The sequence below is a fragment of the Puia sp. genome, assembly GCF_035546395.1.
GTDB lineage: Bacteria > Bacteroidota > Bacteroidia > Chitinophagales > Chitinophagaceae > Puia.
Map to the genome: position 1 here is coordinate 110,722 of NZ_DASZXR010000005.1, position 21,972 is coordinate 132,693.

A 21,972-nucleotide genomic window follows, 5' to 3' on the forward strand; every position below is an offset into this window, starting at 1 on the left:
GCAACCTATTATCAAAAATGGGTGTTTATACGGGGATAGAACATTGCATAATGGAGTAATTTGCTGGTAACGCACACTCAAACTACACCCCATGGCCCCGACAAAGAAAGCCGCGAAAAAAGCGGCTGTCAAAAAAACTCCCGCCAAAAAGAAAGCAACTCCACAAAAGAAAGCAGCCAAAAAGAAGGCCGCTCCAAAAAAGACAGCCGCCAAAAAAAAGCCCGCCAAAAAACCGGCCAAACCTCAGGCCCCCACGCCACCCAGCTCCCGCCCCGTCAGCCAACCGGGCGATCCCCTCACCCCGGCGACAAACACCACCGCCCCGGCCTTTATCGTCCGTGGCACAAACGCCGCAGCACCCTTCACCCTAACCATCTACAGAGGCGAAGGCATGTGCCTGCTGGCCATGAACTGGAAGAACGGCACACCGCCCGTCAATTTCGTCGGTTTCGGAATTGAATATTCGGAACCGGGCAGCACCCAATTCTTTCCCGTTTCCAACCGCCTCGCATTCCCCGGCGCCAGCGGCGCCGTCAACCCGGCCATTCTCTCGTCCTTACTATCGCCCATTCAAAAATTCCGTTGGATCCATTTTCCCTTCCACGCCGGAATTCCCGGCGCGTTTACATACCGCGTTACCCCGGTCTTTATGGATAGCAGCGGCAAGCTCAGCTACCAGGATGCTCAGACCGCTGCCATCGAATTGGAAGCGGAAACCTATCCCGGCAAGCTGAACATCTGCTTCACCCGCGGTTTCATCTCCTCCCAGGCGTTTATCAAAAATTTCGGGACGGACAATAGTGTCGCCGCGATCCTGCCGCCCAGCGCCAATGCGGGCCTGGACTTCAAACCCACCTATGCCAACGAAGAAAAGGCGCTGGCCTGGATGGGCTTCGAAGCCCGCTCCGCCATCCTCAATGTCCTCGACCAGGCCGCAGGCGACACCACCGCACAGGTAAAAGTCGCCGCCTACGATTTCAATGATATGGAGATCGTCTCCCGCCTGCAAAAGCTGGGTAGCCGCCTAAAGATCATCATCGACGATTCCGGCACCCACGGGCCCGCAACCTCCGCCGAGTCCCGCGCCGCCGCACTCCTGAAGACCACCGCCGGCGCAGCCAATGTTCAGCGGCAGCATATGGGTGCACTTCAGCATAACAAGATGATCGTCGTCCAGGGTAACAAAGTCCGGTTTGCCATCGGCGGGTCCTGCAATTTTTCCTGGCGCGGCATCTATGTTCAAAACAACAACACCCTCGTTCTGCAGGGTACGGCAGCAGTAAAAGTATTTTCCGACGCGTTCGACAACCTGTGGAAGAATCCGAATAACCCCGCCGGCGCCGCCGCCGGCAGCTCAGCAACCTGGAACGATCTCCAGATCCCCGGCGTCAATGCGAAGGTCACTTTCTCGCCGCATAACCCATCCAATGCTATGCTGGCCGGCCTCGCGACGGATATCCTGACGTCCGGTTCCAGCCTCTTTTACTCCCTGGCTTTTCTCTCCACCACCCCGGGCCCCATCAAAGACGCGATCGTAAAGATCACCGCCAATAAGAACATTTTCGTCTACGGCCTGGCCAACAACAACGTCGGCGGTCTCGACGTCCAGGTCCCCGACGGCAATCCGCCGATCGCCTTCCCCGCCGCGCTGCTCAAACAGGTCCCTCCCCCCTTCCAACAGGAAGCCACCGGAGGTAAGGGCATCAATATGCACCATAAGTTCGTCGTCATCGACTTCAATAAGCCCACCGCCCGCGTATACACCGGCTCCTATAATTTTTCCTCCAGTGCCGACACCAAAAACGGCGAAAATCTCTTCTGCATCTCCGACCAGCGCGTCGCCACAAGCTATATGATCGAGGCCGTGGCGATGTTCGACCATTACGAATGGCGCGACGTGCAGGAAAAAGCAAAGGCAAACGGCGCCGCCAAACCCCTCGAGCTCCAAAAGCCCCCCCAACCCGGCTCCAACGTCAAACCCTGGTGGGACGAAGACTGGTCCAACCCGCAAAAAAAGCGCGACCGCGAATTATTCGGCTCATAAGCCTCCTTCAACCTACAAACCAAGATTTATGAGATCTTCCATTCTAACCCTTTTCCTGGTCACCATCACCTGCGCCGCCGCCTGGTCGCAGTCCTGCGACGCTTCCCTTTGGCAGCATGTATACAAACCCGAGCGGTTTACGGTTTGGAAAAGATGTACCTCCGTGACAGGGGTCATCAAAGCGATGAGGAAAGAAGCAGATGGCGATTTCCATATCCAAATGAAGATCGATGCAGGGCAACGCGGATTCATCCGCCGGTGATCAGCCGCTTTGGGGGCTAAAAACAAAGTGAAACCGACCGGACCATGTCCGGTCATTTTTCTTTTGCCGCTCCGGGATTTGCGAGCAAAGCTCGCATCCCTCCACGGCAAAGAAAAACCGCCTTACGGCGGTTTCACTTTGTCTTGCGAGGTTCCGAGCAGATTCGAACTGCTGTAGAAGCTTTTGCAGAGCTCTGCCTAGCCACTCGGCCACGGAACCAAAATCACCCAATTATCAACAAGTGCAAAATTTTTGAGTGGCTGCAAAATTAAGGTAATTTCGCAACAAACTCAAATATATCTCCCACAAAATATGCAACCAATCCCTGAAAGCGAACTGTTTATCAACCCCCGCGGCGCCGTCTATCACCTCAACCTCCGCCCCGAAGAACTCGCCCCCACCGTCCTGACCGTAGGCGACCCCGACCGCGTCACCAAAGTTAGTCAACATTTCGACACCGTCGAACACCGCCTCCAACACCGCGAATTCGTCTCCCACACCGGCCGGATCGGCCAAAAACGCCTCACCGTCGTCTCTACCGGCATCGGCACCGACAACATCGACATCGTCCTCAACGAGCTCGATGCCCTCGTCAATATCGACTTTTCCACCCGAACCATCAAAAAGGAATTCACCCCCCTTACCATCATCCGGATCGGAACTTCCGGCTCCTTACAGAAAGACATACCCGCAGACAGCTTCGTCGCCTCCACCCATGGCCTCGGTATCGACAACCTGCTCAATTTCTATCGAAACGAGCCGGCCCCCGACGAAACCGAACTCCTTCAGGCTTTCACCACCCAGACCCAACTCCACCAACGCCTCGCCCAACCGTACATCAGCGGCGCCAGCGCCACCCTGCTCCGTCACTTCACCGAAGGATTCCACCATGGCATCACCGTGACCTGCCCGGGGTTCTATGGCCCCCAGGGTCGGGTCCTCCGCCTGGGCCTCAGTCAGCCCGACCTCATCGACCGCCTCACCCATTTCTCCTATGGGCCCCACCGCATCAGCAACTTCGAGATGGAGACCGCCGGCATTTACGGCCTCGGCAAACTCCTCGGCCACTCCTGTCTCAGCCTCAGCGCCATCGTCGCCAACCGCATCACAAAGGAATTCTCAAAGGATGGGGACGCCACCGTCGCCCGCCTGATCCGCGAGACCCTAAAGATCGTCGAAGGACTGTAACTACGTACCACCGCCGCCCGGTCACCGGCCCCCTACCCCGGTTCCGCCGAAAAAAAGTTATCTTCGCCCCAGCTATGAACCAAATGCACTTCTTCAAATACCAAGGGACCGGCAATGACTTCATCATCCTGGATAACCGCAACTGGAGCTACACCGCCCTGACCACCGAACGCATCAAATTCCTCTGCGACCGCCGCTTCGGCATCGGCGCCGACGGTCTAATGCTGCTCAACCCGCATACCGGCTACGATTTCGAAATGAAATACTATAACGCCGACGGCCGCGAAAGCACCATGTGCGGCAACGGAGGCCGCTGCCTGGTCAAATTCGCCAACGACATCGGCCTGAAAAAGACCGAATACAGTTTTATCGCCGCCGATGGCCCCCACCTCGCCGAGATCGACGACGACAGCGTCGTCAGCCTCAAAATGAAGAACGTCGCCGAGATCCACGACTTCCACGGCGATTTCCTCCTCGACACCGGCTCACCCCACTATGTCAGGATGGTCACCGACGTCATGGAGCTCGACGTCTATCATAAAGGCATGGAAATCCGCTACAGCAGCGACTTCGCCAAAGAAGGCGTCAACGTCAATTTCGTAGAGCATCGCCGCCCCGACGAGATCATCGTCCGCACCTACGAAAGAGGCGTGGAAGACGAGACCCTGTCCTGCGGCACCGGCGTCACCGCCAGCGCCTTGGCCTGTTACCACAACGAGGCAGGTTACAACTATGTCAAGGTCATCACAAAAGGAGGAAAACTGACCGTCCGCTTCGATCGCACCGCCGACGGCGCGTATGAAAACATCTGGCTCTGCGGACCCGCCGTCCGCGTTTTCGAAGGCAGCATTGATAACTAGCCCCACCCGATAGACATGATCCAGTACTTCAAGAACGTCAACCATCAAACCATAGAGGTCGACCAGGCCAGGGACGGCGACTGGATCAATATCCTCCCGCCCCTTAAACAGCAGGAGTTCACCGACCTCTCCGAGGAAATGAACATCCCGCTCGACTTCCTCACCGACTCCCTCGATATCGACGAACGCCCCCGCTTCGAGGAAGAAGACAAGGTCCGGCTCATCGTCATCAAAACCCCAACCGAGAACAACTCCTTTAACGAAAGCGACGCCTATTATATCACGATCCCCATCTGTATCATCCTTACCCACAATCAAATTGTCACCGTCAATTCTTTCGAGAACGGTGCCATCAAGAAATTCCTCAACACCTTCCAAAATCGCCACCCCGACAAGAAAAATATGATGGTCCTGAAGATCTTCGAAAAGATCACCCAGACCTATATGGAATTTCTCAAGGAGATCAACCAGCGCCGAAACCTCATGGAACAAAAGCTCTACGCGTCCAACCGCAACGAAGAGCTGCTGGAGCTCATGAAGATCCAGAAAAGCATGGTTTACTTCGTCACCGCCCTCCGCAGCAACGAAATGCTCCTCCTCAAGCTCGCTCGCACCAATTTCCTCGGCCTCAACGATGAAGAGAAAGAACTCCTCGACGACCTCGCCGTCGACATGTCCCAGGCCCTCGAAATGGCGAATATCTATACCAACATCCTCAGCAGCACCCTCGACGCTTTTGCCAGCATCATCAATAATAATATGAATAACGTGCTCAAACGGCTCACCTCCATCACCATCATTCTCTCCCTGCCGGCCCTCGTCACCGGCATCTACGGAATGAACGTACATACCCCTATTCCCGGCTCGGATACCTTCTATATACCGATCCTCCTGTCCATAGGCATCAGCATCGTCATCTCCTGGTATTTTATGAAGAAAAAATGGTTCTGAATAACATGTTCAACCTCAGAATATATGGCATTCTCGTCGGCGACAACGGGGACATCCTCGTCAGCGACGAATACATCCGCGGCAACTATTACACGAAATTCCCCGGCGGCGGCCTGGAATTCGGCGAAGGCACCCGCGACTGCCTCAAACGCGAGTTCAAAGAAGAGATGGACCTCGACGTCGAGGTCACCGATCATCTCTACACCACGGATTTCTTCCAGATGTCCGCCTTCAATCCTGAACACCAGATCATCAGCATCTATTATTTCGTGCGCGCACTCGAGCCCATCAAGGCGCCACTACGATCAAACCCCTTCGATTTTGATGAGCGCGAACTGGCCATCTACGCCGAAAAAAAAGAATGCGAAACCTTCCGGTTCATCCCCCGGTCACAGTTCAACGAAGAAAGCGTCACCCTACCGATCGACAAGGTCGTCGCCCGACTGTTGACAGCCCGCTAAGCCCGTCACACCAGGTCACCCCTCGCTAGGCTGCAGGGGTGTCTCCAATAAAAGTTCAAGAAAAGTAAGATCGAGCCAGCGCCCAAACTTATAACCCACCTCCCGGAAATGCGCCACCTCCACGAATCCAAAGGACGCATGCAGCCGGAGACTGGCGTCATTCGAGGAATCGATGCCCGCAATGATGGCATGATAGCCCTTTGCCCGCGCCGAATCGATCAGCGGCTGGATCAGCAGCTTGCCGACACCCTTGCCCCGCTGTCCCTCGGCGACATAGACCGAATTCTCGATGGTATATTTATAGGCTGGCCAAGCCCGGAACGGGCCGTACGAACTAAACCCGATCACCTGCCCCCCCTCCTCAGCCACAACGACAGGATAGCCCGCCGCGAGCTTGTCCCGGTACCAGGCGGCACGCGCCTCCAGTGTCTGCGCCTCGTAAGTATAGACAGCCGTCGTATGAAGAATAACATGATTGTAAATCGCCAAAAGCGCGGGAATATCGGCCTCTCGGGCCTCGCGGATCGTGATCATCGTTTTACGCTCAGTTTTTCAACCAATTCTTCGCCGATGCCTTCGGCGCTGATACCAAAGCCGGTGACCAGCACGCCTTTGTCGCCCTTGAGCGACTCGATCGCATACACTACCGCCTCGTCCGCAGGATCGCTCTCCCCTTCGAAGCGATAGAACTCCGTGATCTCGAAATCCGCGGGCTTCAACGCCAACGGAGTCTTCGAACAGCAGATATTATCGGCCTCCAGATTAAAATCGATGGTGTATCCCCGTTGCTTCAGGCCGTTGACCGCCTCGGCTACTGTATCGTATGAGTACATAAGAAAATATTTAACGCTGCAATTTACGAAATAAGTTGGTGCGTCTGTTTGACAACTCCCATGACAAACGTGCTTTGTACGTGACCAATGTTCTCCACCTGTCCCAGCTTATTGACATGAAAATCGTAATAGGCATCCATGCTCTCAACCGCCACCTTCAGCATAAAGTCGAATTCCCCCGAAATGATATAGCACTCCAGCACCTCGTCCATCTCCTGCATCGTCCTGATAAACTTCGCCCCGCTCCGCTTATTGTGCTCTTTCAGCGAGACATAGCAGATCGCCAGCAGGCCCTTCCGCACCTTGGAGTGATCCAGCAGCGTCGCATATTGCCGGATCACACCCGTCTCCTCCAGTCGCCGGATCCGCTCGTGCACCGGCGTCGTACTCAGATGTACCTTTGCCGCAATCTCCCGCACAGTGATCTTCGCGTTGTCCTGCAACAGGCGCAGGATAGCCCTGTCTTTCTCATCCAGGTCCACCGGCCCTATAGCCGCTTTTTCTTTTTGTGGGTCTTTTTCTGTCGCCATACCGTATTTTATTCTACGAAAAGGTTAAAAAATTGCTATCTGTCCCAAATTTACAAACAATGGCTATATTTTTGTTCTAGCATTGCTAACTTTGACCAAAATTTAAAAAAATCTCCATGTCAACGAAAACTCAGAGCATCGATCTGAAGCTCCCGTATAAGGTGAAAGATATGAGCCTCGCCGAATGGGGCCGGAAAGAAATCCGCCTCGCCGAAGCAGAAATGCCTGGTCTGATGGCCATCCGTGCAGAATATGGTCCTTCGCAGCCCCTGAAAGGAGCCCGCATAGCAGGTTGCCTCCACATGACGATCCAAACCGCCGTGCTGATCGAGACCCTGGTTGCCCTTGGCGCCGAAGTAAAATGGTCGTCCTGTAACATCTTCTCCACCCAGGACCAGGCTGCAGCCGCCATCGCCGCCGCCGGAATCGGTGTTTTTGCCTGGAAGGGCCAGACCCTCGAAGAAGCCGACTGGTGTATCGAGCAGACCCTGTTCTTCGGTAGCACCGATCGTCCCCTCAACATGATCCTGGATGATGGCGGCGACCTCACCAACATCGTTTTCGACAAATATCCCGAGCTGGTGCAGCATATAAAGGGTCTCAGCGAAGAGACCACCACCGGTGTTCACCGGCTGTATGAGCGCATGGAAAAGGGTACGCTCCCCATCCCGGCGTTTAACGTAAATGACTCCGTTACCAAGTCGAAGTTCGACAACAAATATGGCTGTAAGGAATCCCTCGTGGACGCCATCCGCCGCGCCACCGACGTCATGATGGCCGGTAAGGTTGCCGTTGTCGGCAGCTATGGCGACGTCGGTAAGGGCTCCGCCGCTTCCCTCAAGGGGGCAGGCTGCCGCGTCATCGTCACCGAGATCGACCCCATCTGCGCCCTCCAGGCCGCCATGGACGGCTTCGAGGTAAAGAAGATGGTGGACGCCGTCAAGGAAGCCGACATCATCGTCACCGCCTCCGGCTGCCGCGACCTCATCACCGAAAAACACTTCCGCCTGATGAAGGACAAGGCCATCGTTTGTAACATCGGGCACTTCGACATCGAGATCGACATGGCCTGGCTGAATGCCAACTATGGCAAGACCAAGGACACCATCAAGCCCCAGGTCGACGTCTACAACATCGACGGCAAGGACGTGATCGTGCTCGCGGAAGGCCGCCTCGTCAACCTCGGCTGCGCCACCGGCCACCCCTCGTTCGTGATGAGCAACTCCTTCTCCAACCAGACCCTCGCCCAGATTGAACTGTGGGTCAACCACAAGAAATACGAGAACAAAGTATATGTGCTGCCCAAGCTCCTCGATGAGAAGGTAGCCCGCCTCCACCTCGCCAAGATCGGCGTCCAGCTCGACGAACTCACCGACGCTCAGGCCTCCTACCTTGGCATCCCCAAGGCCGGTCCCTACAAGCCCGAGCACTATCGCTACTAGTCGACATTACCGCGACAAAGGATACCGCCCGCTTCACCCGAAGCGGGCTTTTTATTATATTTCTTACTTATCACGCCAACACCATCACCGCCCATAACGTCGCACTGGCGATCAACACCCAAACGACCACTCCCTGCACCAACGGTTTCACGCCCGTATTCTTCAATACCTGCCGTGACAGCCCGCTGCCGATCAAAAACAAGGTCAGCGTCAGCCCTGCATGGGAAGCCCCAACGACCGCATGGCTCAAAGCCGGCATCGGCAACCAGGTGTTCAGCAAAATAGCCACCACAAAAAGCCCGATAAACCAGGGAATTTTGACCTTTGCCTTCTCCCCATCCCCACCCGCTGCACGGCCACCCCTACGCCGGAAAGCCAACGCCGCCCCAAGCGACACGGGGATGATCCACAACGCCCGTGCCAGCTTCACCGTCGTTGCAATCGCCAACGCCTCGGGCCCATATCGCCCCGCGGCCCCCACCACAGAAGAAGTATCATGGATCGCGATCGCACTCCACAGCCCAAACTGCGCCTGACTCAGGCCCAGCAAATGGCCGACGACAGGGAAGAGGAACAATGCCACTGAATTAAGAATAAAGACCGCACCCAACGCCACCGATACCTGCCGTTCCTCGGCGCGGATCACCGGGGAAAGCGCCGCGATCGCACTCCCGCCGCAAATAGCCGTACCGCCGGAGATCAACAAAGAGGTCTTCCGGTCAATTTTCATCCATCGACCGAGCAGAAGGCCAAAGGTCAGCGTTCCGAAAATAGAAACTACGGTAAAAAGAAAACCCTCCCGGCCGGCCTTCAGCGCCGTAGCCGCATTGATGCCAAACCCGAGTCCAACCACGGATACCTGAAGAAGAAGATGCGTCGCCTTATGATTCAGATGCAAAAAAGGATGCCCGACAAACAGGGCGATCACCAGCCCTAAAACGAGCGCCATCGGCGCCGAAACCAGCGGAGTCAAACAAAGCAGCACCGCCACCGCAAAGAGTATCTGCCGAAAGATCACATGCCTGTCCAGAACTTTTATCGTGTCCATAGTTTTAAGTTTTTCTATGACACAAAGTTCTGTCACTGGCGCCCCACAGGGAAATTGCTAATAGTATGACTAATAACCACAGGTTATAGCAGACGGTCCAATCTCCCTATCTTTGCCCAGTCAAAATGCAGCAATGAATCGTTCCCTCAAAACCGTTCTCATGGGTCTGGCCCTGGTCCTCTTTGTGGGCAGCTTCTATCTGAAGCAGCTGATCCCTGCCAGCCCCGACATCGCCGACGGCATCGTCAAAAGCGCCGCCATCGCGATCCTATTATTTATCGTGATCAAACAACGCATCCGCAAGAAACCCACCGATCCGCTGTGACCCCTATTTTCGGTCACGGTAATGCATCGCAAACCGCACAAACAACTCCGGCAACGCGCCCGCCTCACCTTGCAACCGCGCAAAGTAAAAATTCCGCTCGATCGCAAGCCCCTTCACATCCAAAATGACACACTCACTATTCTGCAACTCCTTCGTCACCGCATGCACCGACAGAAACGCCATAGAGGGCGCATGCAGCAGGTAGGATTTGATCATCTCCGTGCTGTCCAGCTGCATCTCCTTCCGCAACTGCGACAGCTTCAACCCCACCCCCTTCAGCGCATGTGCCAGCACCTCCAGTGAACCCGAGCCTGGCTCGCGAAGCAATAAAGGAATGCGCGCCAACTCCTCCGGCCGGATGCTGCTTCGACGAGCCAACGGATGCTCCGGATTGCTCACCAGCACGATCTCATCGCGCAGAAACTCCGTATACCGGATCGCCGGATTCCGCGAATGCCCTTCTACAATCCCCAGGTCAATTTCCTTCCGCTCCAGCGCCTGCTCTATCTGCTGCGTATTCCCGCTCACCAGGCTCACCTGCACCTCCGTATACCGGCTATGAAAGTCCGCCAGGATCGGCGGGATGATATACGGCGCCGCCGTCATGCTTCCCCCAAGCATCAGCCTCCCGGTATGCCCCTGCGTAAGCGTGCCCATATCGAACTCGAGATTCCGATACACGGCAAAAAGGGCCTCGGTATGCTCCAGCAACCGCTTGCCCGCCGGCGCCAGCCGGATATGCGTTCCATTCCGTTCGAAAAGCTTCACCTTGAAATGCTGCTCCAGCTCATGGATATGCTTGGTGACGGCCGGCTGGGTAATCAACAACTCCTTCGCCGCACGGGTGAAATTGAGGCGCTTGGCCACCGTATGAAATACCTGTAATCGAAAGTCGAAGGTCATGGCAGAAAGATGGCGGGGCCGCTCCCTATGGGCGGGGAAGGACCGAAGCCTTTTGGCCCGTAATATACTGCACCCTGCCGGCAACGACGTCGGCCGCCGGCATCTTTTTCGTCAGCGAGGCCCCCTCATAGCGGACATACCCGGGTGTTCCCGCAGCCCCGAAATTCAACGTCTCGACAGATACAAGTCCTTTCGGGATCCGCCCGCCGAACCAATGCGGATCATCCCGCTGCGACCAGGTCACCAGGGCAACGGCCGCCCCCGCAGGATAGGCCTGCCCCCTCCGGGCGCTGCTTACCGCCAGGTCGTTGCCATAAAGGCTGGACATCGTGCCTTCCCGGGTATTCACGAATGTCGCGATCACCTTACCCCTCAACGGATATCTTCCCACACTATCCGGCAGCGAAGCCGCCTGGTCATAAAGAGCCAGCGTATCGGCCAGCGGTAGCGTAAAAGTATGGTCCAGCTTCGCAACCGGCCGGTGACAGTTCATACATTCCGTGACAAAGGACGCATCCTTGCCATAGGGCTTAAGGGCGAGCCCCCCGACCCAGCGGGCCCAGCCCCAGCCGAATGTGGACGCATATTTTTGGCTGTCCCGTATCATGAATTCTACCTGTTTGTATGCACCTGCATGGATCTCCCCCGAAGAATCCGGCAACTGATCCCAGGCCACCTTCGCAAACATCGCCCCGTCCGGCCAGGGATTCGTATGCCCCTCGCGAATGGCCTTGATCGTTACATCATTCCCGAGTATCAGCCGAAACGTCCCGTTGTCATACCGCTCGGTCGTCGATACGGCCTTCCAGTCGGCAAATCCGGCCATCGGCCCATAATCGATGCCGTTATATTCGTCCGCCGCGCTTGCAGCAGGAGCGGTCAAACCGGTCCATTGCGCATATTGCTCCGACAACGCCCGCTGCCGCGCCGTATCCGGCTTCGCATGGTAGCCTAACGAAAGCGCATATTGCTTAAGCACACCGATCTCCGCCCCGGAGACCAACCCCTGGCGATGCAACGCAGTATATTGCGACAACGGCATCGCCTGCTGCTCGATCTGCATGATGCACTCATACAGTTTGGCCGCCTGTACCCCCTTGGGCAGATTGTTGAAAAGAGAAAAGTTCAGCGCCTTGCGGCCTTCTTTGACGTCTTTGACGACAATCCAGTACGCCGGCGCCGGCTGATCGAACCAGGCCAGCCGGGTCTCACTGGAATGACAATCGTAACAGGCCCGCTGAAGAATGGCCTTGACCTGCGGCGGCGCCTCCAGGTCCGCAGCCGCCGGCGCATTGTCCAGCGGCGGCCGGATGAATTGGATAGCAATAAAAAGGAGGATACAAATAAGCAGGACCTTACGGGCTATTTTCCAAAACGAGCGGGCTGATTCCATCTGTTGATCATTTATTCGTCTAAATTATCCGTTCCTATGCGGTCAAATCACTCCAATAGGTCAGTCCCGGCCGCCACTCGCCGAAACGCCAAAATCGCCCGGCGAACGCCCCGAACCGCAGCCCGCCGCCCCGCCGGTCACAATCCGGCAAGCCGCCAAAAACACCCCCGTCAGACGCAGTCCGCCAAAAAAAGCACCCCGTCAACGCCCCAACACCTCCGGGTTAAACACCGAAGGCGGTTTCCCCGCCATCGGCCCAAGCCCCAGCGCCGCGATCAGGTTATCAGCCGCCAGCTCGGCCAGTCCATGCTGCGCCTCCGCCGTTCCCCCCGCGATATGCGGGGTCAGCACCGCATTAGGCTGTCCCAACAACCCCGGATATACTGCCGGCTCCCCCTCAAAAACATCCAGTCCCGCCGCAGCGATCCGGTTCTCCTTCAAGGCAGCCGCGAGGGCCACCTCGTCAATAAGTCCGCCACGCGCGATATTGAACAACATCGCCGAAGATCGCATCAATTCCAGCTCCCGCGCGCCGATAAGATGATAGTTCTCCGCCGTATACGGCATCGCCAGCACCACCAGGTCCGCCTCTGCCAGCAGCTCGTCCTTACCCCTGTACTCCGCCCGGACTTCCGCTTCGATCGCCGGGTCCAGCCGGCGCCGGTTATAATAGATCACCTTTGTCCGAAATCCAACCGCCCGCCGGGCAATAGCCTGGCCGATCCGCCCCATTCCCATGATCCCAAGGGTCTTATCACAAACGTTGACCCCAAACCACCGGCTCCCGGTACTGCTCTTCCACTGCCCCTGTTCCACCCAGTGCGCCGCCTCTACCAGCCGCCGCGCCGTAGCGATCATCAGCCCCCAGGTAAAGTCCGCCACCGTTTCATCGGCCGGCCCGGGGGAATTCGTACCGATGATCCCCGCCCGGGTCAGCGCCGATACATCCACATTGTTATACCCCGCCGCCGACACACAGATCGCCTTGAGTCGCGGCAATCCCTGCACCACCGCATCGTCGATCCGCTCGCCACCCGCGATCATGGCCCCGTCCATCTCCATCAGCGCGGCATGCAACTGCTCGGAGCTATAGCGCGGTCCCTCATTGATCGTAACATCGAAATATACCCGCAACCTGTCCACCACATCGGGGAACAGCGGCCGGGTAATGAGAATTTTAGGCTTCATAACGACTAACAGTGGGTTTACTGGAATGTTTAAAGGTAACACTTTCACATTTCATTAATAAACGCTCTTTATCCACTTCAGTCTATGATATAGACAACACAAACATTCACTTGTAAAACTTATTGTTATGAAATATGTAATCGCCCTGATCCTCCTGATCGCCGTCGTACTGAATGGCCTCACCAGCTACCACCTCTTTGAAAACTCCGTTTATGGTCTGAGCAACCTCATGATCATTTCCTCCTACCTGTCCATCGTCTTCAGCATCTTCCTGCTCACGATGAGCAAGCGGAAATCCGCGATGGAATTGGAATAGTCCCTCCATATATACCCTCCGACCCGGTCGCCGCGAGACGACCGGGTTATTTATTACCCGGGCCGCCGTTTTTTTGTATATTGTACCACCCTCGACCTGCGCTTACCAAAACCTTAATTATGAACAGGCCCGTCTTCCGATGGTTCAGGGATATCTCTATTGCAAAAAAACTCTATTTCACGGTCGGGATCATGGCCCTGCTTATCGCCCTCGAGCTGGCCGTCCTGCTTTTTTCCATCAACACCCTCTCATCCGTCCGCGCCTATGTCGGCGGCGAAGGCCTCTGGTCAAAGGCCCAGAAAGATGGCCTCTACCAACTGCTCAAATACGCCCGGACCCATGACGAGGCCGATTACACGAAATTCCTCGACTTTCTAAAGGTCAACCTCGGTGACCACAAGGCCCGCCTCGAACTGAGCAAGCCCGATCCCGATCTCGCCATCGTCCGTCAGGGCTTTGTGGAAGGTCGCAACCATCCCGAAGACGTCGATGGCATGATCCACCTCTTCCGCCGCTTTCACAACAATCAATATATCCACCGCGCCATCGTCGCATGGACCCAGGCGGACGAATCCATCATCGCCTTTATCGACCTGGGCCGTCGTCTCCATGACGTCATCAACTCCCCCGATAGCTCGCCACAACGCATCAACGCCATCCTCGATGGCATCGATCCGCTGAACCGGCGCCTCACACCCATCGAAGACGAGTTCTCTTTCGCGCTCGGGGAAGGCTCCCGCTGGCTGGAAGGGGTCGTGCTGCGTCTGCTCTTCATCGTGGCCCTGACCGTCGAGTGTACCGGCCTCATCCTGGCAATCACCGTCAGCCGCGGCATTCAAAAGGGACTCCGCGAGATCCTGCTGGCCGCCCAGGCAGTAAAGAATGGCAATTTCGCCCGCAAGGCCCGCTCCTACTCGGCCGATGAGATCGGCATCCTCGCGAACAATTTCAATTCCATGGCCGATGAATTGTATAAGTTGGAGCAGGAAAATCAGGAAGTCTATGCCTCCCTCGAAAAAAAGGTCCGTCAGCGCACCTCGGAAATGGAGAGTAAGAATAAGGAGCTCGAACAGTTTGCCTATGTCGCCTCCCATGACCTGCAGGAGCCGCTGCGCACCATCTCGGGCTTCGTCGATTTGTTGAATAAAGAATACCGGGAGAAACTCGACGGAAATGGTCAGATCTACCTCAACTATCTCTCGCAGGCATCCGACCGGATGAAGATCCTCATAAAGGACCTGCTCGACTATTCCCGCATCGGCCGCGAAAAAGAAGCAAAGTCCGTCGACTGCAATCAACTCCTCGATGAGGTCCTCGCCGATCTCGGCAAGTCCATCCGCGAATCCGGTGCAAAGATCACCGCCGGTGACCTGCCTGTCCTCCGCGCCTACCCTACCGAGCTGAAGTTGCTTTTTCAGAATCTCATCGCCAACTCGATCAAATTCCGCCATCCTGAACGCCCACCCGAGGTCGCGATCTTCGCCGCCCAGGACAACGGCAAGTGGAAATTTGCCGTCAGCGACAACGGCATCGGCATCGAAAAGCAATTCCTGGAAAGGATATTCATTATCTTCCAGCGGCTGCATAGCCGGACGCAATATGAGGGCTCCGGTATCGGCCTGGCGCACTGCAAAAAGATCGTCGAGGTCCATCAGGGGCAGATCTGGGCGGAAGCCACCCCCGGCCAGGGCTCCCGCTTTTATTTCACCATCAGCAAGGATCTTTAACGTCCGCAATCCCGTTTCATCGCATCGGTGATCAGCTTTGTCACCGCCGCCGGGAAACCCCGCAAACCAACACGACAAAAAGATTGTTATTTTTGCCAAAAGGAAACACCATCCATGGATTTCATCGACTACTATAAAGTCCTCGGCGTCAGTAAAACCGCAACCCAGGACGAAATTCGCGCAGCCTACCGAAAACTGGCCCGCAAACACCACCCGGACCTGAACCCGAACGACAAGGAGGCCAACAAGAAATTCCAACAGATAAACGAAGCCAACGAGGTCCTCAGCGACCCGGAAAAAAGAAAGAAATACGACCAGTACGGCAAGGACTGGCAACATGCCGAAGCCTTCGAAAAGGCGCAGCAGGAAGCCGGTCGGCAATCCCGCCGCGGCGCCGGCCGTAACCCCTTCAGCGGAAGCGAAGGAGGAGGAGGCACATTTACAAGCGAAGACTTCGAACAGGGCGATGGCGGATTTTCCGACTTCTTCGAATCCCTCTTCGGCGGTTCGGGCCGGCGCAGCGCCGGCGGCAATGCCCGGTTTCGCGGCCAGGACTACCAGGCGGAACTACAGCTAAGCCTCACCGAAGCCGCAGCCACCCATCAGCGCGTGCTCACCGTAAACGGCAAGAATATCCGCATCACGATCCCCGCGGGCGTCGCCAATGGGCAGGTGATCAAACTGAAGGGACATGGTGCGCCCGGGGCTAACGGCGGACCCGACGGCGATCTCTACATAACCTTTATTATCGGGGATGATCCCCGCTGGACGAGGGAAGGCAACGATCTCCGGACCGACGCCCCACTCGATCTCTACACGGCCGTCCTCGGCGGCGAGAGCACCGTCGAGACGCTTAACGGCAAGGTCAAGCTGAAAATAAAACCCGGTACGGCAAACGGGACCACCGTTCGTCTCAAGGGCAAGGGATTCCCCGTGTATAAAGAAGAGGGAAAGTACGGCGATCTTTATGTCCATCTCGAGATCCAGATCCCGACCAACCTGACCGAAAAAGAAAAAGAACTCTTCCGGCAGTTACAACATCTTCGGCAATAAACCAATAAGCTATGTCATCCGACCAACTCATCCCGGCAGGCGAATTCTGCACCTTCCACCACGTCGAACTCTCGTTCCTCCAGCATCTCCATGACTCGGGTCTCATCGTCCTGACCATCCGCAATGCCATAGCCTACCTTGAACCGGACCAGCTCGCCGCGGTGGAGAAGTTCGCCCGCTGGCATTATGAGTTGTCCATCAATGCAGAAGGCATCGAAGCCCTGTCCCATGTCCTCGATCGGGTCGACCGGCTGATGGCCGAGAACAACCGGCTTCGGACCCGGCTTCGCTGGTATGAAAGCCCCCGCGGTGGCACAACTCTTGAAGTTGAGCCCTAAAACCACCCATGTACACCTCCATCGTCAACAACCAGGACCAGGCACTGGCGCATCTCTTCTTTCACTGCTGTCTCGAAGACGAGAATTTCACGCTGGCGGAAATGGACGATCTCTCGGCCAAGCTCGTCATCCTCGGTTTAAATACCCGCATAAACACCCGGGACGAGCTGGTCTCCTACCGCTCCTATCGCGCGGAAATCCCTGACGAGCAGCTCTACATCCGCTATCTCGTTTCATTGATAAAGCCGGTCAACGAGCTGGCCCTGTATTCCTGGTGCGTCGAACTGTGCATCGACGATCCCGCCCTCGACGCCCGGGAAGAAGCCTTGCTCCACAAGATCGCCGTCGAACTCAGCCTCGACAACATCGACGCTACCGTCGTCCGCAATTGCATCGCCCAACGCAAAGCCGTCGAGCTGAAAAAGATTTTTTGAGGAATAATTTGCCCGTATTCCCACGATCAACGCCGCCCCCGCTCTCATTCCCCTATGGCACGATTTTAATACCCTTGCAGTAAACGGCGTCTATGCAAAATTCACAGGAAACGATCGAAGCGCTGAACGATCTGATCAAGGTAAATAACGATCGGATAGCCGGCTACGAAAAAGCCATCCACGAGGCAAAACAGGAAGACAACGACCTGAAGATACTCTTCGCATCGATGGTCGCCGAGAGTCATCGCATGAAGATAGCCCTCGCAACCGAGGTCCAGAGCCTCGGCGCAGAAGTACCGCAAGGAACCACAATGGAAGGAAAGATATACCAGGTTTGGCGGGAGTTGAAAGCGGCTATCAGCGGTCACAACCGCCATGCTATTCTTTCGGATTGCGAAGCCGTGGAGGATGCCGCCCAAAAGGCCTACCGAATGGCGATGAAAAACGACCTGCCCGCTTTTATCCGCGACCTGCTTACCCGGCAGCTGGATACCCTGCAAGCCTCCCACGAAGAGGTCCGGTCTTTGAGAGATCAATATGCCTAGGGTACCGAACGTACGCTGTCATCCGTGCCCATTCACCTCTCTTATGACCATGATAGCGCGGCTACAGCCGCGCTATCACCCTTTCCGCTACATCCCATCCGCTCTGCAGCGCCGCCTCCACCGTACCCGGCGCCGCTCCCTCATACAGCGCCTCCCCACAGAAATAGAGGGTCCCTCCAAAGGCCTGACCCAGGATAGTGCGCGCACGAGCCGCTTCCACGGTCTCAAAGCTATAGCCGCCCCGTACAAAGGGCTCCTCCGACCAGTCAAGGATCATGGAAGCCTCGAGTTCGCCCCGTACCCCCTCCAGGTCCACCGAAAAGATCGCCGCCACGCTCTGAAGACAGCTCTCCAGGCGCGCAGTTTCATCCAGCTGCTGAAACCGGCGCATTCGGTCTCCCGCCAGCCAGCCCGTAAGCAAGCAATTCTCCTCGCCCGTCTGCGTCCACCAGGTTGGTGCAGCCTGGTCACTGAGCACAAAAAGGGTTCGTCCCTCCGGTTTCCCGTCCAGCCAGAAGGCACGCTTGAACTCAAGCAATATTTTGATAACGGAGCCAAATCCCAATTGCTTTACCGCCTCGTCCAGTTGCGGCAATTCCGGAACGAATCGCAATCCTCCCATCGCCAACACACCGAGCGATATAGATACGATGATCGTATCAGCGACAAAGACCTGTCCCCGGTCCGTTGTTACCGCAATATGTCCCTTTTCCCACGACACCTCCGATACCGGCGTTGAGCAATACAATTCTGCGCCTTCCCGCCGGCATTCCGCCGCCAGGAAATCGATCATTCGACCGTAACCGCCCACCGGGCGCCATTCCTCTTCCCCCTCCTCACCGGACCATTCTTTGTACAGGGCCATCGTACTGGCCCGGTCCATATCGGCCAGGTCATAACCCTCCGCAAACCGCCGCACCGACTGCCGCAGCTGCGCATAGCGTTCTCCTCCAAAATGCGTCGCCAGGAATTCCGCGATCGGCAGATCTTCCGTCAAACCCGCCATCGCCTCCATCAGCGCCCCCCAATCGGCTCCCATCACCCCCTCCGCATCCGGTCCCGCCGCAGAACCCGCGGGCCCCGCATCCGATGCCGCCACATCACCCCCACCCGGCCGCCGCACCATCACCGCGTTAACCGGTTGCAAAACAATGCCCGCCTCCTTCATCAACCCTAAACTCAACGGCAATTCGCCGTGTATGAATTCCGCTCCACCCTCGGCGGGCGTCGAAAAACTCTTCGGGGTCAGAGTCCGGATACGCCCGCCCGGCTCCGCCGCCGCCTCCAGTAAAATGACCCGGAAACCCGCCGCCGATAACCGCCGGCCCGCCTGCAATCCCGCAGCCCCGGCCCCAATGATGACGATCGATTTAGCCATAAAAAACGCAAAGCCTGAAATTATACAAATGGGGACAACTATTTCTCAAAAATCACCTTTTGCAGCAACGGTTTTTTATTATTTTTGTAGTCGTCTGCCTATCCCCATCGTAAAAAAATTCACTCTGAACGGACGGAGTCCGTTCTTGAATTCAAATCCTTTAAGAGAAACGCCCCGACCTGAGCACAAGAATTGTTAATAGTAATTCAAAGGGAGCCTTATGCAAATACAATTTATCCGGAATATCCAATTTACCAAGCTCGTGAAAGCCGATGGCCGGCTGAGGGAATTCAATTTCCGCAAGTCCAACGGACTGCAGGAAGGACTGTTCACCGTCGATGTCAGCGACGACCGCGGGAATCGTATCATCCTGAGAATGCAACGCGAAGACGGCGTTTGGAAGATCATCAAACAGCAACTGCCGGCATGGATCTGGGAGAACGAGGCCGTTTTTCACAATCTTATCGAAGAAGAGCTGGGCGCCGCGGGTATGGTGAAATAACAGCGGCTCCCCTTCCCCCATTCACTTTCCACAAAGAACCGTCCATTATTGGCTTCGGCGAATTCATGACATAGCAGAATACCGAGACCGGTTCCCTTCTCACGGTTGGTTCCATAGCTGGTAAAACTCTCTTTACGCCTGATCCTCTCCAACGCATCCTCACGCATCCCAATGCCGCTATCCGTTACGACGATCTCGATCTCGGCCGCCTTCCGGCATCCGTTCACCGTTACGACGCCTCCGCTGCTGCTGAACTTGATGGCGTTGCTCACCAGGTTGCGGATCACCACCAGCATCATATCCTTGTCGGCATAGCCCACCAGCGATGCCGTCATCTCCATTCGCAACAGCACATTCTTTTCCTTCGCCTGCTGCGCAAACAGTTCCAATACCCCCCTGACCAGCTCATCCATTTCCAGCAACACCGGCACGATCACGGCCCCATTCAGCTGGCTGCTCGCCCAGACCAGCAGATTGCTCACCAGCTCCGAAGAATGATCCACATTCAACCGCAGCTCGTTCAGCATCGCCCTCGACTCCGGCTCGGAGATCTTATTTTCCTTCATAAAATGCATCAGCACTTTAAGTGAGTTCAACGACCCACGCAGATCATGGGCGACAAGGGTAAACAGCTTGTCCTTTTGCTGGTTGCTCAGCAGCAACTGGACTGCCTGGTGCTCCAGCTCCTCCTTCTGCTCTTCGATCTTTTCGTTCTTCTCCCGCAACAGCTGGTTCATCCTCCGGTTCAGCGTCCTGCCGCGTAACAACAGGAATGCCAGCAGGCTTAGCAGGGCGATCACCACGACCGTCACCGTCACCTCCAACGTCGCCCGGCGCAGCTTCGATTCATACGTGGCATCCTTCACCGCCTGCGCCTCCCGCAGCCGAATCGTCTGCTTGTCAAAATCATACTGCGCAGCCCTTGCCATCAGCTGCTTGCTCGATTCGTCGTTGAACAGGCTATCGGAATAATCCTTATAAAGTTTGAAATAGCGCAGCGAATTGCGGTAGTCGCCCTTGGCCTCGTAGATATTGGCCAGGACCCGGGCCGATCGCTGGATCTCCGGCTTGCGATGGATCAGCTGCGCCTCCTGCAAAGCCTCGTTGGCATACTCCAGCGCCTGTGGATAATCCTTCAGTTGCAGGTATACCTGGGAAACAAGACTCTTGGTCTCCGTGATCCCGATAAGGACGTTTCGCTGCCGGAAATACATCAGGGACTCGAGATAACGGCCCAGCGCGCCTTTGTAATCTCCTTTGACCGCAAGGATCCGGCCCACCTCGTTGTTGTACATGGCCGTATTGATCTCGTCCTTCCCCGCACGGGCGCTCTCTACCGCCCGCTGCGCATACTGCAGCGCCTCCTCATATTTGCCCTCCTTTAGAAAGATATCCGCCTGGTTGTTCGCAATAAAGGCCGCCTGGGTACTGTCACCCCCGCGCCTGTAAAGTTCCCGCACCCTCTCCATCAGTTGCTGCGCCTTGCCGTATTCCTCCTGCTGCTTGTAAAAAAGGGCAAAATTGATGTTCACCCTGGCGATCAGGGAGATATTGCCGATCTCCTCGGCAATGTCCAGCGAATGCTGGTAGCTGCCAAGCATGTTCACATAGTCCCCGATCATCTCGTACGTATTTCCCAGCATCCGCCAGCTCTCCGCTTCCCCTCTGCGGTAGCCCGTTTGGCCTGCAAAAGCCAGGGCCGCCCGCCCATAGCGGAAAGCGCTGTCTGCGCTGATCCCGTAATAGGCCCGCGCCAGGCGGTTCAGCGTGTCCACATATGCCGTATCGGAAGGGACGGGCTGGCCCCCCGGAGTGGACCGGATCGTCGCCCGGAGCCGCACGGGCTCCGGGGATTGGGCCGGGGAGAGGCTACAAATCCCCAGGAAAAAAGCCATTAACCAGGCTGCAATACAATAAGATTTCATTCTGGGCGTACTGTTTAGAGTATAGGATCAGGAGCTTGCGCTTGGGCCTCGGCTTTCGGCCCGTTACAGGTGGGATCAGAGAAGATAAATCGGGCTGTTTACGAACCAAATCGTACGCCCGAACGTTATTTCCAAAAGGGATTCAGCGTCGCCGGTAGTGCAGCACGGACGAGATCGGTAGCCGGGTAAAAGTAATCAAAAATTCGAGTCATTCACTATTCACACGCTGTTAATAAGAATTAGAAGGAAAAAAGGATGGTCCGGATTATATTTGAAAAGCAAGCAAAATAATCCCCGAACCGGCACAGCAGCCAGTTCCAGATACC

General features: G+C 56.1%; 24 protein-coding genes and 1 tRNA gene. 15 read left to right on the forward strand and 10 right to left on the reverse strand.

The genetic code is table 11. The features are described 5' to 3' along the window. Positions 1-91: 91 nt before the first annotated feature. Positions 92-2,044 (forward strand): phospholipase D-like domain-containing protein, encoded by a 1,953-nt coding sequence (locus VHE34_RS05355; protein WP_325585416.1) that lies wholly within the window; start codon positions 92-94, stop codon positions 2,042-2,044. A gap of 28 nt (positions 2,045-2,072) precedes the next feature. After that, on the forward strand, positions 2,073-2,306 hold the full coding sequence (locus VHE34_RS05360) for a hypothetical protein (protein ID WP_325585418.1): 234 nt from the start codon (positions 2,073-2,075) through the stop codon (positions 2,304-2,306). A gap of 148 nt (positions 2,307-2,454) precedes the next feature. Here the strand turns inward: VHE34_RS05360 and VHE34_RS05365 are convergent. Further along, positions 2,455-2,525: transfer RNA gene (locus VHE34_RS05365), tRNA-Cys, on the reverse strand. A gap of 93 nt (positions 2,526-2,618) precedes the next feature. Between VHE34_RS05365 and VHE34_RS05370 the strand changes: the two genes are divergently transcribed. The 4 genes from VHE34_RS05370 (at position 2,619) to VHE34_RS05385 (ending at position 5,766) form a co-directional block, all read left to right on the forward strand. Continuing rightward, on the forward strand, positions 2,619-3,494 hold the full coding sequence (locus VHE34_RS05370; RefSeq protein ID WP_325585420.1) for a nucleoside phosphorylase: 876 nt from the start codon (positions 2,619-2,621) through the stop codon (positions 3,492-3,494). A 74-nt stretch (positions 3,495-3,568) separates the two neighbouring features. Then, positions 3,569-4,354 carry a diaminopimelate epimerase gene (dapF, locus tag VHE34_RS05375; RefSeq protein WP_325585422.1) on the forward strand — a complete coding sequence of 262 codons (786 nt, stop codon included), beginning with the start codon at positions 3,569-3,571 and terminating at the stop codon, positions 4,352-4,354. 15 nt (positions 4,355-4,369) lie between these two features. Continuing rightward, positions 4,370-5,305, forward strand: a complete 936-nt coding sequence (locus VHE34_RS05380; RefSeq protein ID WP_325585424.1) for a magnesium transporter CorA family protein — start codon at positions 4,370-4,372, stop codon at positions 5,303-5,305. 5 nt (positions 5,306-5,310) lie between these two features. Beyond that, on the forward strand, positions 5,311-5,766 hold the full coding sequence (locus tag VHE34_RS05385; RefSeq protein WP_325585426.1) for an NUDIX domain-containing protein: 456 nt from the start codon (positions 5,311-5,313) through the stop codon (positions 5,764-5,766). A gap of 15 nt (positions 5,767-5,781) precedes the next feature. Here VHE34_RS05385 and VHE34_RS05390 read toward each other — a convergent pair whose 3' ends face one another. Genes VHE34_RS05390 through VHE34_RS05400 form a run of 3 tightly spaced genes read right to left on the reverse strand, consistent with a single transcriptional unit; the run spans position 5,782 to position 7,129 of the window. Continuing rightward, positions 5,782-6,300 carry a GNAT family N-acetyltransferase gene (locus VHE34_RS05390; RefSeq protein WP_325585428.1) on the reverse strand — a complete coding sequence of 173 codons (519 nt, stop codon included), beginning with the start codon at positions 6,298-6,300 and terminating at the stop codon, positions 5,782-5,784. Continuing rightward, positions 6,297-6,599: a hypothetical protein gene (locus VHE34_RS05395; RefSeq protein ID WP_325585430.1), complete on the reverse strand. Its 303-nt coding sequence runs from the start codon at positions 6,597-6,599 to the stop codon at positions 6,297-6,299. The genes VHE34_RS05390 and VHE34_RS05395 overlap by 4 nt, the downstream gene beginning before the upstream one ends. Before the next feature lie 23 nt (positions 6,600-6,622). Further along, positions 6,623-7,129 (reverse strand): Lrp/AsnC family transcriptional regulator, encoded by a 507-nt coding sequence (locus VHE34_RS05400; RefSeq protein ID WP_325585433.1) that lies wholly within the window; start codon positions 7,127-7,129, stop codon positions 6,623-6,625. A gap of 116 nt (positions 7,130-7,245) precedes the next feature. Here VHE34_RS05400 and ahcY point away from each other — a divergent pair, with 116 nt between their 5' ends. Beyond that, positions 7,246-8,571, forward strand: a complete 1,326-nt coding sequence (gene ahcY, locus VHE34_RS05405; RefSeq protein WP_325585435.1) for an adenosylhomocysteinase — start codon at positions 7,246-7,248, stop codon at positions 8,569-8,571. 70 nt (positions 8,572-8,641) lie between these two features. On the opposite strand, the gene VHE34_RS05410 is transcribed toward ahcY, so the two are convergent. Continuing rightward, positions 8,642-9,619, reverse strand: a complete 978-nt coding sequence (locus tag VHE34_RS05410) for a YeiH family protein (RefSeq protein WP_325585437.1) — start codon at positions 9,617-9,619, stop codon at positions 8,642-8,644. 133 nt (positions 9,620-9,752) lie between these two features. Here VHE34_RS05410 and VHE34_RS05415 point away from each other — a divergent pair, with 133 nt between their 5' ends. After that, positions 9,753-9,944, forward strand: coding sequence for a hypothetical protein (locus tag VHE34_RS05415; protein WP_325585439.1), 192 nt, complete (start codon positions 9,753-9,755; stop codon positions 9,942-9,944). A gap of 3 nt (positions 9,945-9,947) precedes the next feature. Here VHE34_RS05415 and VHE34_RS05420 read toward each other — a convergent pair whose 3' ends face one another. The 3 genes from VHE34_RS05420 to VHE34_RS05430 form a co-directional block, all read right to left on the reverse strand. Next, positions 9,948-10,847 carry a LysR family transcriptional regulator gene (locus VHE34_RS05420; RefSeq protein ID WP_325585441.1) on the reverse strand — a complete coding sequence of 300 codons (900 nt, stop codon included), beginning with the start codon at positions 10,845-10,847 and terminating at the stop codon, positions 9,948-9,950. A 25-nt stretch (positions 10,848-10,872) separates the two neighbouring features. Beyond that, on the reverse strand, positions 10,873-12,240 hold the full coding sequence (locus VHE34_RS05425; protein WP_325585444.1) for a cytochrome P460 family protein: 1,368 nt from the start codon (positions 12,238-12,240) through the stop codon (positions 10,873-10,875). Positions 12,241-12,441: 201 nt separating this feature from the next. Further along, positions 12,442-13,428, reverse strand: coding sequence for a D-glycerate dehydrogenase (locus tag VHE34_RS05430; RefSeq protein WP_325585446.1), 987 nt, complete (start codon positions 13,426-13,428; stop codon positions 12,442-12,444). A 127-nt stretch (positions 13,429-13,555) separates the two neighbouring features. Between VHE34_RS05430 and VHE34_RS05435 the strand changes: the two genes are divergently transcribed. From VHE34_RS05435 to VHE34_RS05460, 6 genes are all read left to right on the forward strand, one after another. Beyond that, positions 13,556-13,744: a hypothetical protein gene (locus VHE34_RS05435; RefSeq protein ID WP_325585448.1), complete on the forward strand. Its 189-nt coding sequence runs from the start codon at positions 13,556-13,558 to the stop codon at positions 13,742-13,744. Between the two features lie 119 nt (positions 13,745-13,863). Next, a complete protein-coding gene (locus VHE34_RS05440; protein WP_325585450.1) occupies positions 13,864-15,471 on the forward strand; it encodes a sensor histidine kinase in 1,608 nt (535 codons plus the stop codon). Positions 15,472-15,585: 114 nt separating this feature from the next. After that, positions 15,586-16,524, forward strand: coding sequence for a J domain-containing protein (locus VHE34_RS05445; protein ID WP_325585451.1), 939 nt, complete (start codon positions 15,586-15,588; stop codon positions 16,522-16,524). A gap of 11 nt (positions 16,525-16,535) precedes the next feature. Then, on the forward strand, positions 16,536-16,862 hold the full coding sequence (locus VHE34_RS05450; RefSeq protein ID WP_325585452.1) for a chaperone modulator CbpM: 327 nt from the start codon (positions 16,536-16,538) through the stop codon (positions 16,860-16,862). Between the two features lie 8 nt (positions 16,863-16,870). Next, positions 16,871-17,296, forward strand: coding sequence for a hypothetical protein (locus VHE34_RS05455; RefSeq protein ID WP_325585454.1), 426 nt, complete (start codon positions 16,871-16,873; stop codon positions 17,294-17,296). A 92-nt stretch (positions 17,297-17,388) separates the two neighbouring features. Next, positions 17,389-17,841 carry a PA2169 family four-helix-bundle protein gene (locus VHE34_RS05460; RefSeq protein ID WP_325585456.1) on the forward strand — a complete coding sequence of 151 codons (453 nt, stop codon included), beginning with the start codon at positions 17,389-17,391 and terminating at the stop codon, positions 17,839-17,841. Between the two features lie 61 nt (positions 17,842-17,902). On the opposite strand, the gene VHE34_RS05465 is transcribed toward VHE34_RS05460, so the two are convergent. Further along, complete coding sequence (locus VHE34_RS05465; RefSeq protein WP_325585458.1) at positions 17,903-19,219, reverse strand: NAD(P)/FAD-dependent oxidoreductase; 1,317 nt, start codon at positions 19,217-19,219, stop codon at positions 17,903-17,905. A 220-nt stretch (positions 19,220-19,439) separates the two neighbouring features. On the opposite strand from VHE34_RS05465, the gene VHE34_RS05470 reads away from it, so the two are divergent. Then, entirely contained in the window at positions 19,440-19,721 is a 282-nt protein-coding gene (locus tag VHE34_RS05470) for a hypothetical protein (RefSeq protein ID WP_325585460.1), read from the forward strand. Here the strand turns inward: VHE34_RS05470 and VHE34_RS05475 are convergent. Beyond that, complete coding sequence (locus VHE34_RS05475) at positions 19,673-21,646, reverse strand: tetratricopeptide repeat-containing sensor histidine kinase (protein WP_325585462.1); 1,974 nt, start codon at positions 21,644-21,646, stop codon at positions 19,673-19,675. The genes VHE34_RS05470 and VHE34_RS05475 overlap by 49 nt on opposite strands. Between the last annotated feature and the right edge of the window lie 326 nt (positions 21,647-21,972).

Excerpts from the sequence above, each read along its gene's own strand:
- VHE34_RS05395 (WP_325585430.1), bottom strand. The coding sequence starts at position 6,599 with ATGTACTCATACGATACAGTAGCCGAGGCGGTCAACGGCCTGAAGCAA.
- VHE34_RS05385 (WP_325585426.1), top strand. The coding sequence starts at position 5,311 with ATGTTCAACCTCAGAATATATGGCATTCTCGTCGGCGACAACGGGGAC.
- VHE34_RS05450 (WP_325585452.1), top strand. The coding sequence starts at position 16,536 with ATGTCATCCGACCAACTCATCCCGGCAGGCGAATTCTGCACCTTCCAC.
- VHE34_RS05470 (WP_325585460.1), top strand. The coding sequence starts at position 19,440 with ATGCAAATACAATTTATCCGGAATATCCAATTTACCAAGCTCGTGAAA.
- VHE34_RS05380 (WP_325585424.1), top strand. The coding sequence starts at position 4,370 with ATGATCCAGTACTTCAAGAACGTCAACCATCAAACCATAGAGGTCGAC.
- VHE34_RS05400 (WP_325585433.1), bottom strand. The coding sequence starts at position 7,129 with ATGGCGACAGAAAAAGACCCACAAAAAGAAAAAGCGGCTATAGGGCCG.
- VHE34_RS05420 (WP_325585441.1), bottom strand. The coding sequence starts at position 10,847 with ATGACCTTCGACTTTCGATTACAGGTATTTCATACGGTGGCCAAGCGC.
- VHE34_RS05435 (WP_325585448.1), top strand. The coding sequence starts at position 13,556 with ATGAAATATGTAATCGCCCTGATCCTCCTGATCGCCGTCGTACTGAAT.
- VHE34_RS05440 (WP_325585450.1), top strand. The coding sequence starts at position 13,864 with ATGAACAGGCCCGTCTTCCGATGGTTCAGGGATATCTCTATTGCAAAA.
- VHE34_RS05455 (WP_325585454.1), top strand. The coding sequence starts at position 16,871 with ATGTACACCTCCATCGTCAACAACCAGGACCAGGCACTGGCGCATCTC.
- VHE34_RS05355 (WP_325585416.1), top strand. The coding sequence starts at position 92 with ATGGCCCCGACAAAGAAAGCCGCGAAAAAAGCGGCTGTCAAAAAAACT.
- VHE34_RS05390 (WP_325585428.1), bottom strand. The coding sequence starts at position 6,300 with ATGATCACGATCCGCGAGGCCCGAGAGGCCGATATTCCCGCGCTTTTG.
- VHE34_RS05430 (WP_325585446.1), bottom strand. The coding sequence starts at position 13,428 with ATGAAGCCTAAAATTCTCATTACCCGGCCGCTGTTCCCCGATGTGGTG.
- VHE34_RS05475 (WP_325585462.1), bottom strand. The coding sequence starts at position 21,646 with ATGAAATCTTATTGTATTGCAGCCTGGTTAATGGCTTTTTTCCTGGGG.
- VHE34_RS05445 (WP_325585451.1), top strand. The coding sequence starts at position 15,586 with ATGGATTTCATCGACTACTATAAAGTCCTCGGCGTCAGTAAAACCGCA.
- VHE34_RS05410 (WP_325585437.1), bottom strand. The coding sequence starts at position 9,619 with ATGGACACGATAAAAGTTCTGGACAGGCATGTGATCTTTCGGCAGATA.
- VHE34_RS05370 (WP_325585420.1), top strand. The coding sequence starts at position 2,619 with ATGCAACCAATCCCTGAAAGCGAACTGTTTATCAACCCCCGCGGCGCC.
- VHE34_RS05360 (WP_325585418.1), top strand. The coding sequence starts at position 2,073 with ATGAGATCTTCCATTCTAACCCTTTTCCTGGTCACCATCACCTGCGCC.
- VHE34_RS05415 (WP_325585439.1), top strand. The coding sequence starts at position 9,753 with ATGAATCGTTCCCTCAAAACCGTTCTCATGGGTCTGGCCCTGGTCCTC.
- dapF (WP_325585422.1), top strand. The coding sequence starts at position 3,569 with ATGAACCAAATGCACTTCTTCAAATACCAAGGGACCGGCAATGACTTC.
- VHE34_RS05465 (WP_325585458.1), bottom strand. The coding sequence starts at position 19,219 with ATGGCTAAATCGATCGTCATCATTGGGGCCGGGGCTGCGGGATTGCAG.
- VHE34_RS05425 (WP_325585444.1), bottom strand. The coding sequence starts at position 12,240 with ATGGAATCAGCCCGCTCGTTTTGGAAAATAGCCCGTAAGGTCCTGCTT.
- VHE34_RS05460 (WP_325585456.1), top strand. The coding sequence starts at position 17,389 with ATGCAAAATTCACAGGAAACGATCGAAGCGCTGAACGATCTGATCAAG.
- ahcY (WP_325585435.1), top strand. The coding sequence starts at position 7,246 with ATGTCAACGAAAACTCAGAGCATCGATCTGAAGCTCCCGTATAAGGTG.